Source organism: Caballeronia sp. SEWSISQ10-4 2, from assembly GCF_030464885.1.
In the GTDB taxonomy this organism is placed as follows: Bacteria; Pseudomonadota; Gammaproteobacteria; order Burkholderiales; family Burkholderiaceae; genus Caballeronia.
The window spans coordinates 80,019-93,324 of the sequence record NZ_JALPRJ010000010.1 but is presented as its reverse complement, the minus strand read 5'-3'; the positions used below and the strand labels follow the sequence as shown (position 1 = coordinate 93,324).

General features: G+C 61.6%; 13 protein-coding genes and 1 riboswitch. Of the genes, 4 read left to right on the top strand and 9 right to left on the bottom strand.

Features of this window, described 5'->3' with window-relative positions; translation table 11 throughout:
* Positions 1-3: 3 nt before the first annotated feature.
* The 4 genes from ybeY to M0D69_RS09170 form a co-directional block, all read right to left on the bottom strand.
* A complete protein-coding gene (ybeY, locus tag M0D69_RS09185) occupies positions 4-471 on the bottom strand; it encodes an rRNA maturation RNase YbeY (RefSeq protein WP_301781710.1) in 468 nt (155 codons plus the stop codon).
* 28 nt (positions 472-499) lie between these two features.
* Positions 500-1,585 carry a PhoH family protein gene (locus tag M0D69_RS09180; RefSeq protein ID WP_301781709.1) on the bottom strand — a complete coding sequence of 362 codons (1,086 nt, stop codon included), beginning with the start codon at positions 1,583-1,585 and terminating at the stop codon, positions 500-502.
* A 32-nt stretch (positions 1,586-1,617) separates the two neighbouring features.
* Positions 1,618-2,979: a tRNA (N6-isopentenyl adenosine(37)-C2)-methylthiotransferase MiaB gene (miaB, locus tag M0D69_RS09175; RefSeq protein ID WP_301781708.1), complete on the bottom strand. Its 1,362-nt coding sequence runs from the start codon at positions 2,977-2,979 to the stop codon at positions 1,618-1,620.
* A gap of 126 nt (positions 2,980-3,105) precedes the next feature.
* Positions 3,106-4,071 carry a LysR family transcriptional regulator gene (locus M0D69_RS09170; protein ID WP_301781707.1) on the bottom strand — a complete coding sequence of 322 codons (966 nt, stop codon included), beginning with the start codon at positions 4,069-4,071 and terminating at the stop codon, positions 3,106-3,108.
* A gap of 130 nt (positions 4,072-4,201) precedes the next feature.
* Here M0D69_RS09170 and M0D69_RS09165 point away from each other — a divergent pair, with 130 nt between their 5' ends.
* The 3 genes from M0D69_RS09165 to M0D69_RS09155 all read left to right on the top strand — a co-directional run bounded on the left by M0D69_RS09165 (position 4,202) and on the right by M0D69_RS09155 (position 6,807).
* The gene (locus M0D69_RS09165) at positions 4,202-4,606 is read left to right on the top strand and encodes an extradiol dioxygenase (RefSeq protein ID WP_301781706.1); all 405 of its coding nucleotides are present in this window, start codon (positions 4,202-4,204) and stop codon (positions 4,604-4,606) included.
* 10 nt (positions 4,607-4,616) lie between these two features.
* Positions 4,617-5,795, top strand: coding sequence for an MFS transporter (locus M0D69_RS09160; protein WP_301781705.1), 1,179 nt, complete (start codon positions 4,617-4,619; stop codon positions 5,793-5,795).
* A 157-nt stretch (positions 5,796-5,952) separates the two neighbouring features.
* On the top strand, positions 5,953-6,807 hold the full coding sequence (locus M0D69_RS09155) for a hypothetical protein (RefSeq protein ID WP_301781704.1): 855 nt from the start codon (positions 5,953-5,955) through the stop codon (positions 6,805-6,807).
* A 153-nt stretch (positions 6,808-6,960) separates the two neighbouring features.
* Here M0D69_RS09155 and ribB read toward each other — a convergent pair whose 3' ends face one another.
* The 3 genes from ribB to glpD form a co-directional block, all read right to left on the bottom strand.
* Positions 6,961-7,686 carry a 3,4-dihydroxy-2-butanone-4-phosphate synthase gene (ribB, locus tag M0D69_RS09150; RefSeq protein WP_301781703.1) on the bottom strand — a complete coding sequence of 242 codons (726 nt, stop codon included), beginning with the start codon at positions 7,684-7,686 and terminating at the stop codon, positions 6,961-6,963.
* 157 nt (positions 7,687-7,843) lie between these two features.
* Positions 7,844-8,026: riboswitch (FMN riboswitch) on the bottom strand.
* A 102-nt stretch (positions 8,027-8,128) separates the two neighbouring features.
* Entirely contained in the window at positions 8,129-8,863 is a 735-nt protein-coding gene (locus tag M0D69_RS09145; RefSeq protein ID WP_301781702.1) for a helix-turn-helix domain-containing protein, read from the bottom strand.
* 168 nt (positions 8,864-9,031) lie between these two features.
* The gene (gene glpD, locus M0D69_RS09140; RefSeq protein ID WP_301781701.1) at positions 9,032-10,603 is read right to left on the bottom strand and encodes a glycerol-3-phosphate dehydrogenase; all 1,572 of its coding nucleotides are present in this window, start codon (positions 10,601-10,603) and stop codon (positions 9,032-9,034) included.
* Between the two features lie 244 nt (positions 10,604-10,847).
* Here glpD and M0D69_RS09135 point away from each other — a divergent pair, with 244 nt between their 5' ends.
* Positions 10,848-11,228: a hypothetical protein gene (locus tag M0D69_RS09135; RefSeq protein ID WP_301781700.1), complete on the top strand. Its 381-nt coding sequence runs from the start codon at positions 10,848-10,850 to the stop codon at positions 11,226-11,228.
* Between the two features lie 79 nt (positions 11,229-11,307).
* On the opposite strand, the gene M0D69_RS09130 is transcribed toward M0D69_RS09135, so the two are convergent.
* Both M0D69_RS09130 and M0D69_RS09125 read right to left on the bottom strand, forming a co-directional pair.
* The gene (locus tag M0D69_RS09130) at positions 11,308-11,505 is read right to left on the bottom strand and encodes a hypothetical protein (RefSeq protein WP_047895806.1); all 198 of its coding nucleotides are present in this window, start codon (positions 11,503-11,505) and stop codon (positions 11,308-11,310) included.
* A 330-nt stretch (positions 11,506-11,835) separates the two neighbouring features.
* Entirely contained in the window at positions 11,836-12,615 is a 780-nt protein-coding gene (locus tag M0D69_RS09125; RefSeq protein ID WP_165086613.1) for a DeoR/GlpR family DNA-binding transcription regulator, read from the bottom strand.
* Positions 12,616-13,306: the final 691 nt, after the last annotated feature.

Sequence of the window (13,306 nt, the reverse complement as noted above, 5' to 3'; positions counted from 1 at the left end):
GGCTTAATCGGGCGGTAACGGCAAATAAGGATCGGTGAATCCGAGCTTTTGCATGATGCCCGTTTCGATCGATTCCATCTCTTCCGCTTCTGCGGAATCTTCGTGATCGTAGCCCTGGGCATGCAGCGTACCGTGCACGATCAGATGCGCGTAATGTGCGGCGAGCGGCTTGTTCTGCTCGCGGGCCTCGCGTTCCACCACCGGACAGCAGAGCACCAGATCGCCTGTGACGGGATCGTCTTCCGACTCCGCGTACGCGAACGTCAGCACGTTGGTCGCGTAATCCTTCCGCCGATACGATCGGTTCAGCGTCCGGCCTTCCTCGGTATCGACGAAACGCACGGTCAGCTCGGCGTCCGCGAACAGCGACGCCTTGATCCAGCTGGCCACCGTCGCGCGCGGCAACAGCGCCTTGTGTTCTGGGAACGTTTTGGCGGCGGGGAACTGCAGCGTCAGCGCAAGTTTGGGCATGCGGGGTTCGGGCGAATAAGTCGGGCGATTATTTTCCGGCGGAAGCCGCGGCGGCGACGGCGTCACGCTGCGACTGCGCGTCGTACGCTTCCACAATGCGTGCCACCAGCGGATGCCGCACCACGTCCACGCTCGTGAATTTCGTCATCGCAATACCGCGTACATCGGCGAGTATGTGCTGCGCTTCAATCAACCCGCTTCTGTGTCCGCGCGGCAAATCGACCTGCGTGGTGTCGCCGGTGACAACGGCTTTCGAGCCGAACCCGATCCGCGTCAGGAACATCTTCATCTGCTCGGGCGTGGTGTTCTGCGCTTCGTCCAAAATGATGAACGCGTGATTCAGCGTCCGGCCGCGCATGTACGCGAGCGGCGCGATTTCGATCATCTGGCGCTCGAACATTTTCGCGGTTTTATCGAAGCCGAGGAGGTCGTAGAGTGCGTCGTACAACGGGCGCAGATACGGGTCCACCTTTTGCGCGAGATCGCCCGGCAGGAAACCCAGCCGTTCGCCCGCTTCCACCGCGGGACGCGTGAGCACAATGCGTTTCACTTGATCGCGTTCGAGTGCATCGACCGCGCACGCCACCGCCAGATAGGTCTTGCCCGTACCCGCCGGGCCGATGCCGAACGTCACATCGTGCGCGATGATCTGCTTCAGATACTCGCGCTGCATCGGCGTGCGGCCGCGTAGATCGGCGCGTCGCGTGTACAGCTTGGGACCGGGATCTTCCTCGTCGCCCAAGTCGATGGTCGCGCTGGGTTCATCGAAGGGATGATCGGGGTCTCCACGGAAACGCGGATCGACCGGATCGGAATTTAGATTGTTCGACGGTTTGTCGCGCCGCGCCGCATTACGCGCTTCGACCAGGGCGAGCTGGATATCGTCCACCGACAACGTGTCCTTCGCGCGGTTGTAGAAGTTTTCGAGCGCCGCCAGCGCAACTTTCGCGCCGCGCCCGCGGATCGTGATCTTGTGCCCGCGCCGCGTCAGCGTCACGTCGAGCGCCTGCTCGATCTGCCGCAGATTTTCGTCGAGCGGGCCACACAGGTTGGCGAGCCGCGCGTTGTCGTCGCGCGGTGCGGTGAATTCCATATGCTGCTGAGCGGTCTTCAAGGCGAGAGTCGGGGTCCTGTCGAAGCTGCAGTTTAGTGAGTCGTGGCGGGCGTCAAAACCAGTTCGCCGCGCAACGAATGCGGATACGCCACGTTGATTTCCACATCGACCATCTGGCCGATCAGCCGCTTGTGCGACGAGATCGGCGCCGGGAAATTCACCACCCGATTATTCTCCGTGCGCCCGGCGAGTTCGCTCGGATCCTTGCGCGACAGGCCTTCCACCAGGATGCGCTGCACCGAACCCAGCATGGAATTGCTGATTTTCGTGACATTCGCCTCGATGGTCGCCTGCAAATGTTGCAGGCGCTTGAGCTTCACTTCGCGCGGGGTGTCGTCGTGGAGATTCGCCGCCGGGGTGCCGGGACGCGGGCTGTAGATGAACGAGAAACTGGTGTCGTAGCTCATTTCGTCGATGAGCTTCATCATCTTCTGGAAGTCGTCTTCGGTCTCGCCGGGAAAACCGACGATCATGTCCGTTGACAACGACAAATCCGGCCGGATCGCGCGCAATCTGCGAATCACCGACTTGTATTCAAGCACGGTGTAACCGCGTTTCATCGCCATCAGGATGCGGTCGGAGCCGTGCTGCACGGGCAAGTGCAAGTGGCTCACGAGCTTGGGCACCTTCGCGTATGTATCGATTAGGCGCTGCGTGAATTCCTTCGGGTGCGACGTGGTGTAACGAATCCGCTCGATACCCGGAATTTCCGCCACGTATTCGATCAGCGTGGCGAAATCCGCAATATCAGTGGAGTGCTGCGTCACCGGTCCGCGATACGCATTCACGTTCTGCCCAAGCATGGTGACTTCGCGCACGCCTTGATCGGCGAGGCCGGCGATTTCGGTCAGCACGTCATCCAGCGGCCGCGATACCTCTTCGCCGCGCGTGTAGGGCACGACGCAATAGCTGCAGTACTTGCTGCAGCCTTCCATGATGGAAACAAACGCGCTCGGGCCATCGACGCGCGCCGGCGGCAGGTGGTCAAATTTTTCGATTTCGGGGAACGAGATATCAACTTGCGAGCGCCCGGTGGAGCGGCGTTTCGCGATCATGTCCGGCAGACGATGCAAAGTCTGCGGGCCGAACACCAAATCCACGTACGGCGCACGCGAAACAATAGCGGCGCCTTCCTGACTCGCCACGCAACCGCCCACGCCAATAATCAGGTCCGGATTCGCTTCCTTCAATTCGCGCACGCGGCCGAGGTCCGAAAAGACCTTTTCCTGCGCTTTTTCGCGCACCGAACACGTGTTGAAGAGGATCACGTCCGCGTCTTCCGGCGTATCCGTCTGGATGAGGCCATTGGCTGCACCGAGCACGTCGACCATTTTGTCGGAGTCGTACTCGTTCATCTGGCAGCCAAAGGTCTTTACATACACTTTCTTGGTCATGAATTTCGCCGGTCGCAGTGATTAGTCTGGGGGCGCGGTTTTTGATGCGTTGAAGGGATTTTCGTGGGCTTTCAGGCGATTTCCTGCTTGAAACTCGTCAGGAATCGCACGCCGCGTAACTGACTATTATAGCGTCCGCTCGACTTCGTGACCCGCCTGCCCGGGCGGATAGGCAAGGTCGCCGAGCAATTCCGCGGTCGCGCGCGCGAAGCGTTCGATCAGGAAATCCAGCAGTACGCGCACACGCGGCGCCATATACCGGTTGCAGTGATATACGGCGTGGACCGCAGCCTCGTTCGAACACCAGTCTGCCAGCAAAATTTTCAGCGCGCCGGAGCGGACATCGGCGGCTATATCCCAGATCGATTTGTGCGCAATGCCCTGGCCGGACAGCGCCCACGCGCGGGACAGCGCGCCGTCATTGGTTTCCCAGGCGTCGTCGAGCGGCACGGTGTGGGTAAAACGCTCCTCGCCGCGAACGAACTGGAACTCGTTGAACGTGGCCGTCGATGTCACGAGCACCGTGAAAATGTGCGTGGCGAGATCGGCGGGCGTTTTCGGTTCGCCGTGCCGCGCCAGATATTCCGGCGATGCGCACAGCACACGCCGGTTCGGCGCCAGCCGCCGCGCAATGAGATTGCCCTCGGACGGCCGATTGAAACGGATCGCCAGATCGATATCTTCCAGCAGCAGATTCGACACCGAATCCGACAGCGTCAGCGAAAAGCTCACGTCGGGATGCAGGCGGCTGAATTCATCGAGCCAATGGCATAGCAGGTTGCGGCCGAAATCCGATGTGGCCGAGATCCGTACTTTGCCGCGCACGAGGTTCTGGCCGGCGTGCAGCGTGGCTTCGCCGTCGTCGATGGCTTGCAGCGCAATCCGGCAATGCTGCAGATAGAGCCGGCCTTCGTTGGTGAGCCTGAGTTGGCGCGTGGTGCGCTCGAACAGGCGCGCGGTGAGGGATTTCTCTAGCTTGAGCAGCCGGGCGCTTGCCGCCGCCGGGGACAAACCGAGTTTGCGCCCGGCCGCGGACAAACTGCCAAGCGCTGCTGCTTCCACGAACAGGCGCATGTCACCGAGTCGATCCATCGCGATTCTCAATTTGCTTTTGACAATGCTTCAAATGCTACGCCAATTATCAAAATGGCTCTCGGCGAGCAAAATTTGGTGCATTGCAGCGTATGAGCGCGGTCATGCAGTCCATGACGCGCCAACCCCGATGAAACTTGATCACGTCACGATCGTTACCCCGGATTGCGAGCCGATCCGCCATTTTCTCGTCGATATAGCCGGCATGGCGGTCGGCCCGCGCCCGCCGTTCGGCATAGGCGGCCACTGGCTTTATCTCGAAGGCGCGCCCGCCGTGCATCTGATCGAAACCGGTTCGGTGCTCGCCTCGCCGCCCGGCGGCCGGGCGGCCACGCGTATCGATCATCTCGCGCTGCGTGTAAGCGGCGCGGCCGAATGGCAGGCGTTGCTCGCGCGCTTGCGCGAACACGCGATTCCGTTTTCCGAAGCCGAAGTTCCGCTCGCCCGGGAGCAGCAGTTGTTCGTGCAGCTCGCGCCGGGCGTGGTTGTCGAATTCGTGACGGCGCTTTCCGCACTCTCCGCATTCTCAAATTAAGGGGATTTCCATGCCTATTCCACTTCTGGCGCTCGCCATCAGCGCGTTTGCCATCGGCACGACCGAATTCGTGATCATGGGGCTGCTGCCCGATGTGGCCCGCGATCTGGCTGTATCGATTCCATCGGCGGGTTTTCTCGTCACGGGCTACGCGCTCGGCGTGGCCGTGGGCGCACCGCTGCTCGCCGTGCTGACGGCAAAAATGCCGCGCAAACTCGCGCTGCAATTGCTGATGGGCGTGTTTATCGTCGGCAATGTGCTTTGCGCCGTTGCACCCGGCTATTCGATGCTGATGATCGCGCGCGTGGTGACGTCGTTCGCGCACGGCTCGTTTTTTGGCATCGGCGCGGTGGTCGCGGCGTCGCTGGTTCCCGCTGAAAAGCGGGCGAGCGCGATTGCGCTGATGTTCACCGGCCTCACGCTCGCAAACGTGCTGGGCGTGCCGTTCGGGACGTTTATCGGACAGGAATTCGGCTGGCGCGCCACCTTCTGGGTCGTGGCCGTTCTGGGCGTGGTGTCGTTGGCCGGCGTGGCCGTGCTCGTGCCGAACAAGCACGATTCGGGACCGTCGAACTTCGGCCGCGAACTGCTCGTACTGAAGGAACCGCAAGTCTGGCTCGCCCTCGCGATGACCGTGCTTGGCTTCGGCGGCGTGTTTGTCGTGTTCACCTACATTGCGCCGATTCTCGAACAGGTCAGCGGGTTTTCGCCGCACGGCGTCACCCTCGTCCTCGTGCTGTTCGGCGTTGGGTTGACGATCGGCAACACCATCGGCGGCAAGCTGGCGGATCGCGCGCTGATGCCTTCGCTGATGGGAATCCTGGTCGCGCTCGCCATCATCATGGCGGTGTTCGCGAAGACCAGTCACAACCAGGTGCTGGCGGCCGTCACGATCTTTATCTGGGGCATCGCCGCGTTCGCAACCGTGCCGCCGCTGCAGACACGCGTGGTCGAGAAGGCGAAACACGCGCCGAATCTGGCATCGACGCTGAACATCGGCGCGTTCAACCTGGGCAATGCCGGCGGCGCGTGGCTTGGCGGCGTGGTGTTGCAGCAAGGGCATCCGCTGGATTCGTTGCCGTGGGTCGCGGCTGCAGTGGCCGTGGTCGCGCTCGGGGTGACTTGGTACGCGGCCCGGCTCGATCGCGGCGGGGCGACGGCGGGCGCCGGGGCGGTGGATGCGGTTTGATTGGCTTTGATTCGGTTCGATCTCGCGATGCGCACGGCCGGACAGCCCTGCGCTAACGAATCCGTCGGTTGTTGACCCGGCGGCCTCAAGCGACTAGCGTGTCGAGCGAGCCGCGTCCGCGGCTTATCGCTTCAACACGCTTTTCGACCGAGGTTTTATGGAAGACATCACGCTGAGCCAATGCCTGAAGGGCGCATGGCGCGACGCCGCCTCCGCCCTGCGACACATGCCAGTACTGTTTCTGCTGGTGTTCGTGGCCGTGCTCGCGACGGGAATCGCCGGCTACGAAGTGCAGCTTTCAGCGCCGGCATCGGCCGCTTCCCTGTCTTCTTCGATGACCGCTGGCAGCGCCACTCAAGCCGCCGCGCTCGGCTATTCGGCCACGTCGCTCGGCATCTCGTTTGTGCAGTGCCTGGTGCTCGCGGCATTGGCCGTTCAGGTGATCCGCTTCGCGATGACCCTGAACCTCACGCCCGGCACGGACTCTTCCACGTCACCGACACGTCCCTGGGACGCCGGTTTCCGGCGCTATTTCCTGCTTTGCATCGTGCTGGTTGCGGCATACGTAGCAGCGACGATCGCGGTGGTGATCGCGTGGATCGGGCTGCGGCTGGCGGGATTGTCCAGCGGCACATCGATGGCCGCTGCCGCCACGCTCGCGGTGCTGGCCGTGTGCGGCGTGAGTTACGTGTCGGCGCGGCTCTCTTTGCTGTTTCCGCATACCGCCGCGGGCGGGCAGCTGCAATGGCGCGCCGCGTGGGAGTCTACGCGCGGACATTTCTGGGTTATCACGACGACCGCGCTTGTCGCGATCCTGCCGATCGTGGCGATTGCGACGGTGTTGTCGATCATCGCGGAAATGCTGGTGGCGGCAAGCTCGATCGGCAGCCTGACCGTGGGTTTGCTGGTGGTTCAGAGCGTGGCCACGCTGCTTTATACGGCTACGGCGGCCACGTGTTCGGTTTGGCTTTACAGGAAGTTCGGGGCGGATTTGAAGGCGCAGCGAGGCTGAGTTTTTGTTTTCAGCCTCCTCACGATGCCCAAATTACCCAAATTACCCAAATTACCCAAATTACCCAAATTACCCAAATGAAAAACGCGGCCCTTCACTCCAGGCCGCGTTTTTCATTGCTTTGCGTACTCTGTCGAACGGAGCTTCCCGCCGTTAAACCGTTTCTTCCGCCAGTTCCCGAGCGGCGGCGAGCGCCATCCGGAAATCGGCCAGTTCGGCGATGGTCAGGACTGGAATATTGCGCTCCTTCACGAACGCATCGATCTGCGCGCCGCGGGCCATCGTCCCGTCCGGATTCATGAGTTCGCACAGCACGCCGGCCGGCTTCAAACCCGCGAGGATGGTGAGATCGACCGTACCTTCCGTATGGCCGCGCCGGGTCAGCACGCCGCCCGGCTGCGCCCGCAGCGGGAACACATGGCCGGGACTGACGATGTCGCCGGCTTTGGCGTTATCGGCGATCGCGGCGCGGATCGTGGTCAACCGGTCCACCGCCGATACACCCGTCGTCACGCCCTCGCGTGCTTCTATCGATACCGTGAACGCGGTGCCGTATTTGCTGCCGTTGTCGGCGACCATCGGCGGCAAGTGGAGGGCGCGAACGGTCTCGTCCGGCAAGCACAGGCACACGATGCCGCTGCACTCGCGGATCATTAGCGCCATGCCTTCGACGTCGAGTTTTTCCGCCGCGTAAATCAGGTCGGCTTCGTTTTCACGATCGTCGTCGTCGAGCAGGGCGACCGCGCGGCCTTCGCGCAACGCTTGCAGGGCAGCGGTTATTCGGGGAGGGATGGTAACGGAAGTGTCGCCTGCGCGAAGTTGCGCAAGGTCGGCAAACGCTGTGGCCGGGGAGGTGAGGCTTGAAACTGAGTCGGACATGGGTGAAACGCTCTCGCAAAAGAAATGGGGCGAAAAACGTTTCAGGGCATTGCAAACAGACAGAACGACACGCGCTCAGCGCCGTCTACTCGACAGCACCTGTTCGACGCGGACGCACAAACGCCGCGGCAAACACGCGAAACGGACATGACCGTCTGCACATCTTCTTCCATCCGGACTATGACCGTCGGCTCTGGCATCTCACCAGATCTGCTGACCCCGTGGCGTGGCTACGCACTTGCAAAACGAGCCACTTTCACGGGCGCTCGCGGGCTCGCGGACGGCTTTCGCCGAAACGCACACCGCCGGTGGGGAATTGCACCCCGCCCTGAAGACGTACTGACTTGTCGCTAAACACTTAAAAATCGCGACTGGATTTCAGGATACAACAGACTCGCCGATGTTGCAGTACCGCACCCCTCCAGCTTGTAGGCAAAAGGGTCTAGCTGGCATCGTCGATACGACGTGAATCGGCGGGAACGTGCCAACGCGGCGGCGTTTCCGCGTTCACGGTCACCTGGTACGCACGCGCCTCCGTGTTGCCGGGATTGCGCAGGGCGTGGGGCTGATCGGCGTCGAACACGATGGCGTCGCCCGTGGCCAGCAACTGCGTCCGGTCATGCACGCGGATTTCAAGCGTGCCGTCGCTTACGACCAGATTGATGCTTGTGCCGGGGGGGCGCGGACTGCCGGATTCGGTATGCAGCGGCGCAATCCGGAGTTCGTGGAATTCCGCCGATGCCGGCGCATTCAGCGGAAACAGCGGCCGGGCCGAAAACCGTCCATTCGACGTCACGAGGCGCGTAGCCTGTTCAGCCGGCAGATATTCGATGCCATTGGTCGCGTGGCGTCGAAGAAACGCCGCCACCGATACCTTCAGCGCGCTCGCAATCTTGTGAAGAACCTTGATGGACGGCACGCTGCGCCCGGATTCGATCTGCGCCAGCATTGCTCGCGATACGCCGGACGCGCGGGCGAGGGCATCGAGCGAGAGTTGCCGTTCAGCACGCAACCGCGCCAGATTCACACCAACGAGATGTTCGAGCGCGTCGTTCGTTTCCTGCACGTCGGTTTGATGAGCCGACGCCGCCTGTGTTGCCTCGGCGAGTTCGGCCGGCGCGCGCGCATCGAATGACTCGCGCACGAGTTCCAGCGATGAATAAGCCGGTGCAACCATGATGAGCCTCCAATCGGATGGACCCGCGAAAGGGCGCGGAAATGAGTGAAGGCAAGACTAGCATCGGCTTAACCTGCGTCAAACGAAGATATCGTCACACCGTTATCAGGTACGGCAGGGTAGGTATTCGTGGAAATGTTTTGGGGCGTTTCAGCGTTCAACGCCGCGTTACACAACGGTGCGAGTCGGAATCGACCTGGTCACCGAAGACTCAACCTCAGGGGTGCTCGCAAACCACCCGTCGATGCGGCGAATCACGTCATCCAGCGTCCCGCGCTCCATATGCAGGCCGAGCTTCGAGCGGCGCCACAGCACGTCGTCGGCGCAAGTTGCCCATTCGTTGTCCCGCAGATAGCGCAGTTCCGCTTCGTACAGCCCAGGCGCGATGGCTTCACCTAGATCGGCCAGGGACCCGGCATCGCCGAGCAGCTTTTGGACGCGGGTACCGTAAGCCCGCGCATAGCGATGCGCAAGCTCGCCCGGCAGCCAGCGATTGCGTTGCTTGAACGCGGCGAGAAAAACCTCGAAGTTGGCATTGGCGATATCGCCACCCGGCAGCGGCGCGCCTTCCGTCCACGTTTTACTCCGCGCCGGCGATTGCAGTGCGTCACCGAGTTTGTCGACGGCTTCTTCCGCCAGCTTGCGAAACGTGGTGATCTTGCCGCCGAACACCGACAACAACGGCGCTTCGTTCGCGGGCGTATCGAGTTCAAGCAGGTAATCGCGCGTAACCGCCGACGCGTTCTCCGCGTTTTCGTCCTCGAGCAGGCCGCGTACGCCGGCGTAGGTCCAGCAGGCATCCGCCGGGCTGATGTGCTTCTTGAAATAGCGATTGATGGAGTCGCAGAGGTACGCGGTTTCTTCCGGGCTGATAGCAACCTTCGACGCGTCGCCGTGATACTCGAGGTCCGTCGTCCCGATCAGCGTGTACTCGTGCTCGTAGGGAATCGCGAAAATGATGCGCTTGTCCGGGTTCTGGAAAATGTAGGCGTGATCGTGTTCAAAGAGACGCCGGGTCACAATGTGACTTCCCTTGACCAGCCGCACGGTGTGACGTGTATGCGTGTTGCTGTTGAGCGAGTCCTTGAGCAGGTCGCTGACCCATGGTCCGGCAGCATTTGCGATGGAGCGCGCACGCACCTCGAAGGTCGCGCCGTAATTGTCGGCGAGCGTGGCAAACCAAACACCTTCGCTGCGATGAGCACTCACCAGCCGCGTGCGAGTCTTGATCACCGCACCGTGTTCCTGCGCATCGACCGCGTTGAGCGCGACGAGTCGCGCGTCGTCCACCCAGCCGTCGGAATAGACAAAACCGCGCTTGATCGAATCGATAAGCGGTGCACCCGCCGGGTGCCGGCGCATGTCGATACCCCTGGAACCGGGAAGCAACTCGCGGCGCGCGAGGTGATCGTAGAGAAAGAGGCCGGCGCGAATCATCCAGGCGGGGCGCAGGTTGGGCATGTGCGGCATCACGAAACGCAGCGGCCACATGATGTGCGGCGCCGCGCGCAGCAATACTTCGCGCTCCTGAAGCGCCTTGCGCACTAGCCGGTATTCGCCGTACTCGAGATAACGCAGCCCGCCGTGAATGAGCTTCGTACTCGACGACGACGTGTGCGAAGCCAGGTCGTCCTTCTCACACAGCATGACGGTGAGGCCACGGCCGGCGGCGTCGCGCGCTATGCCTGTTCCGTTGACCCCGCCGCCCACCACGAGCACATCATAAAGATTGCCTTGCATCGCTTGTCCGCCCCATGGCCACCGACAGAAAATTCGGTCACAACACAATAATGTTCGAATTCGAAATTTAACGAACAAAAACGAAAATGTAAAGTCGACTGATTGGCTAACGCTCAGTTAATGCTGCGTTTCGCCGGAAAAGTGCAGGTCGAGGTCGTATTTCGGCTCATAGGCCATTCGGCCGAGTGGCGCGAAGCGGAGCGTCGACCGATACTGTAGCCACTGAAAATGAGGAGTTGATGTAATGCGAAAAATGTTGGTTGCCGGTGCGCTTGGCGCGCTGATGCTGGGCGGATGTATATCCACGCCGGACGTCTCGGGGTCGAGGGGTGCACCGTCACTGGCCGCGCTTCAGTCTATGTGCGGCACCACCGCAGTCGATTACGGCACGGACGCGCAGGGCGTGTATTCCGCGCTTTTCGACGCTTATGTCGCGCAGAAGAGAGGCAAGTTGCCAAAGGAGCAGTTTTGCGCGTTTCAGGCGGGTATCGCGCGCCAGTACGCCGTGTTTGCAGCTACCCGCACGGCGGAGGCGCAAAGCACGTGGGCCACATTTTTCGCCGATCAGCGGGCGCAAGCGCTCAGCTGGCGCGCAACCGTCGATCCGACGTTGCGCGCAGGCTAACGCTGGCTCGCGGGTTGTTCCGCTCGCGAGCCGCTGGATGCAAGCGCCGCACGAGCGAAAACTGACGAGAGCCGCGGATTTACGAGAACCGTTTAATTGCCTTGATCGTGGAATCGCCGGAAGCGGTCAGGCTCCACATCTGGCGTCCAGAGGCGAGTTTTTCCAACTGGACGAGCTGGCGTTCGAGCAGTGCGTCGAGTTCATCGCGCACCATGTCAATCTGATGGGGAGCTTCTTGCAGCAGGAGCAGCGTGGCAAATTCATGCGGACTGAGCATCGTGTTCTCCATGACGATCGAACGGCACTTTGACCGGTTGGCAACCGGTATTCGTACTTAGGAACGTTGCGCGAGGCAGGAACTTCGATCCGGCAGGCGCATGACGCAAAGCGCGGTTCGCGGCGCCAAAAAGCGGCGGGGCATTGCCGGGATTTGATTGTAGGCAAGCGTCGAACGAGTGCCAAACGCTTGCGGAAAATAATGGGTTTGACTTTTTAGAGGCGCGAAAGCGGTTCGGCGGACAAGAAGAATCGTAGAAATTACGTGAAGTTCGTGCGGCAGTGCACACACGCAGCGCACACAGAAACAGCGGGGCATTTCAGCGGAGCGTCATTCGGCCACGAACACCTGCGTGTTCGCCTCGGCGAGCGTTTGGGCCATTTCGGGCGGCGCGGGGGCATCGGTGAAAAGCGCATCGATCTGGCTCAGATGACCGAGCCGGACGAGCGCCGGGCGGCCGAATTTCGAGTGATCGGCGGCGAGAAACACCGTGCGGGCGTGTTTGATGATCGCTTCGGCCACGCGGACTTCGCGGGTATCGAAATCGCGCAGCGTGCCGTCGGTTTCAATGCTGGACGCGCCGATGATCGCGAAGTCCACCTTGAACTGGCGGATGAAGTCGATCGCGAGCTCGCCCACAATGCCCTTGTCCCAAGGCCGCACAATGCCGCCGGTGATGAGCACCTCGCATTCGGGATACCCGCTCATCATGCTCGCCACGTTGAGGTTGTTCGTAATCACGTGCAGCCCGCGATGCCGGTTCAGCGCCCGGGCGACTTCCTCGGTCGTGGTGCCGAGGTTGATGAAAAGCGACGCCTGATCGGGAATGTGCGAAGCGACGAGCGCGGCTATGCGACGCTTTTCGTCGTGGAACATGCGCTGACGCGCCGTGTACGAGACGTTCTCCGAGCTGGTCGGGAGGCTTGCGCCGCCGTGATAGCGGCGCAGCAGGTTCATGTCGGAGAGCCAGTTGACGTCGCGGCGAATGGTTTGCGGGGTGACGTCGAAATGCGTGGCCAGGTCCTCGACCGTCACGAAGCCATCGCGTTGCACCCAGTCCAGCAGCTCTTGCTGTCGTGCGTTCAGGGTGATGCGGGGATCTCGTGTCATGGCGTCGAAAAGTGCGCTTGAGTGTCGTGAGGTGGCCGTATTGTAAGGGAAAGGGCCGGCAAGCCTGCAATGCTCCATGACGCATCGTGCCTTGGGATATCGCAGTGCATGAGTGCGGTGGCGGCGCTTCGTGAAGGTGCGTTGCCCCGGACACTCGAGAGCTCGGGTAGCCCAGGGCGCTCGATGAGTTCGTTACGTTGCATTACGTCATGCGGCAACTGGCCGCGCCCATATGGTCTGCATGTCCATACGTCTGCACGTGCGAATGTCCCCACGGATAGCACGGACCGGTTACGGGACTGCCCGACCACCGACCCTTCCGCACGGACCGCGGTTGTGCACGGCAACTCGTGAGGAGGGCAAACTTGATGGTGAGCGATCGCGAGCCCGTCGCGCTGCATGTGAACCCGCTGTCAGAACCGGCGCGCAAAGCCCGATCGCTGCAACCGCTACGAACAGCTTGCCGAAATGCGCCTGTAAGCGGGCGGGAATCACCTGCGGCATGCTTTATCGCAAGGTGCTCCGAGGCGGTACGATTTATGCTGATTTATGCGGTATCCGGAACTGACATGTGGTTCTAGCGGTCTCTCTCCTGCCTGCAGCTTCGTTGCAACCCAGCTAAGATGCAGGCGCTAAGTCTTTAACCACATGAGGACGTCGTGTATCCATGTTCACGGCGTCGCCTGATTTT

Coding starts and splice junctions, on each gene's coding strand:
- ribB (WP_301781703.1), bottom strand. CDS start 7,686: ATGTCCGACTCAGTTTCAAGCCTCACCTCCCCGGCCACAGCGTTTGCC.
- M0D69_RS09130 (WP_047895806.1), bottom strand. CDS start 11,505: ATGCTCAGTCCGCATGAATTTGCCACGCTGCTCCTGCTGCAAGAAGCT.
- M0D69_RS09125 (WP_165086613.1), bottom strand. CDS start 12,615: ATGACACGAGATCCCCGCATCACCCTGAACGCACGACAGCAAGAGCTG.
- M0D69_RS09135 (WP_301781700.1), top strand. CDS start 10,848: ATGCGAAAAATGTTGGTTGCCGGTGCGCTTGGCGCGCTGATGCTGGGC.
- ybeY (WP_301781710.1), bottom strand. CDS start 471: ATGCCCAAACTTGCGCTGACGCTGCAGTTCCCCGCCGCCAAAACGTTC.
- miaB (WP_301781708.1), bottom strand. CDS start 2,979: ATGACCAAGAAAGTGTATGTAAAGACCTTTGGCTGCCAGATGAACGAG.
- M0D69_RS09165 (WP_301781706.1), top strand. CDS start 4,202: ATGAAACTTGATCACGTCACGATCGTTACCCCGGATTGCGAGCCGATC.
- M0D69_RS09170 (WP_301781707.1), bottom strand. CDS start 4,071: ATGGATCGACTCGGTGACATGCGCCTGTTCGTGGAAGCAGCAGCGCTT.
- glpD (WP_301781701.1), bottom strand. CDS start 10,603: ATGCAAGGCAATCTTTATGATGTGCTCGTGGTGGGCGGCGGGGTCAAC.
- M0D69_RS09160 (WP_301781705.1), top strand. CDS start 4,617: ATGCCTATTCCACTTCTGGCGCTCGCCATCAGCGCGTTTGCCATCGGC.
- M0D69_RS09145 (WP_301781702.1), bottom strand. CDS start 8,863: ATGGTTGCACCGGCTTATTCATCGCTGGAACTCGTGCGCGAGTCATTC.
- M0D69_RS09155 (WP_301781704.1), top strand. CDS start 5,953: ATGGAAGACATCACGCTGAGCCAATGCCTGAAGGGCGCATGGCGCGAC.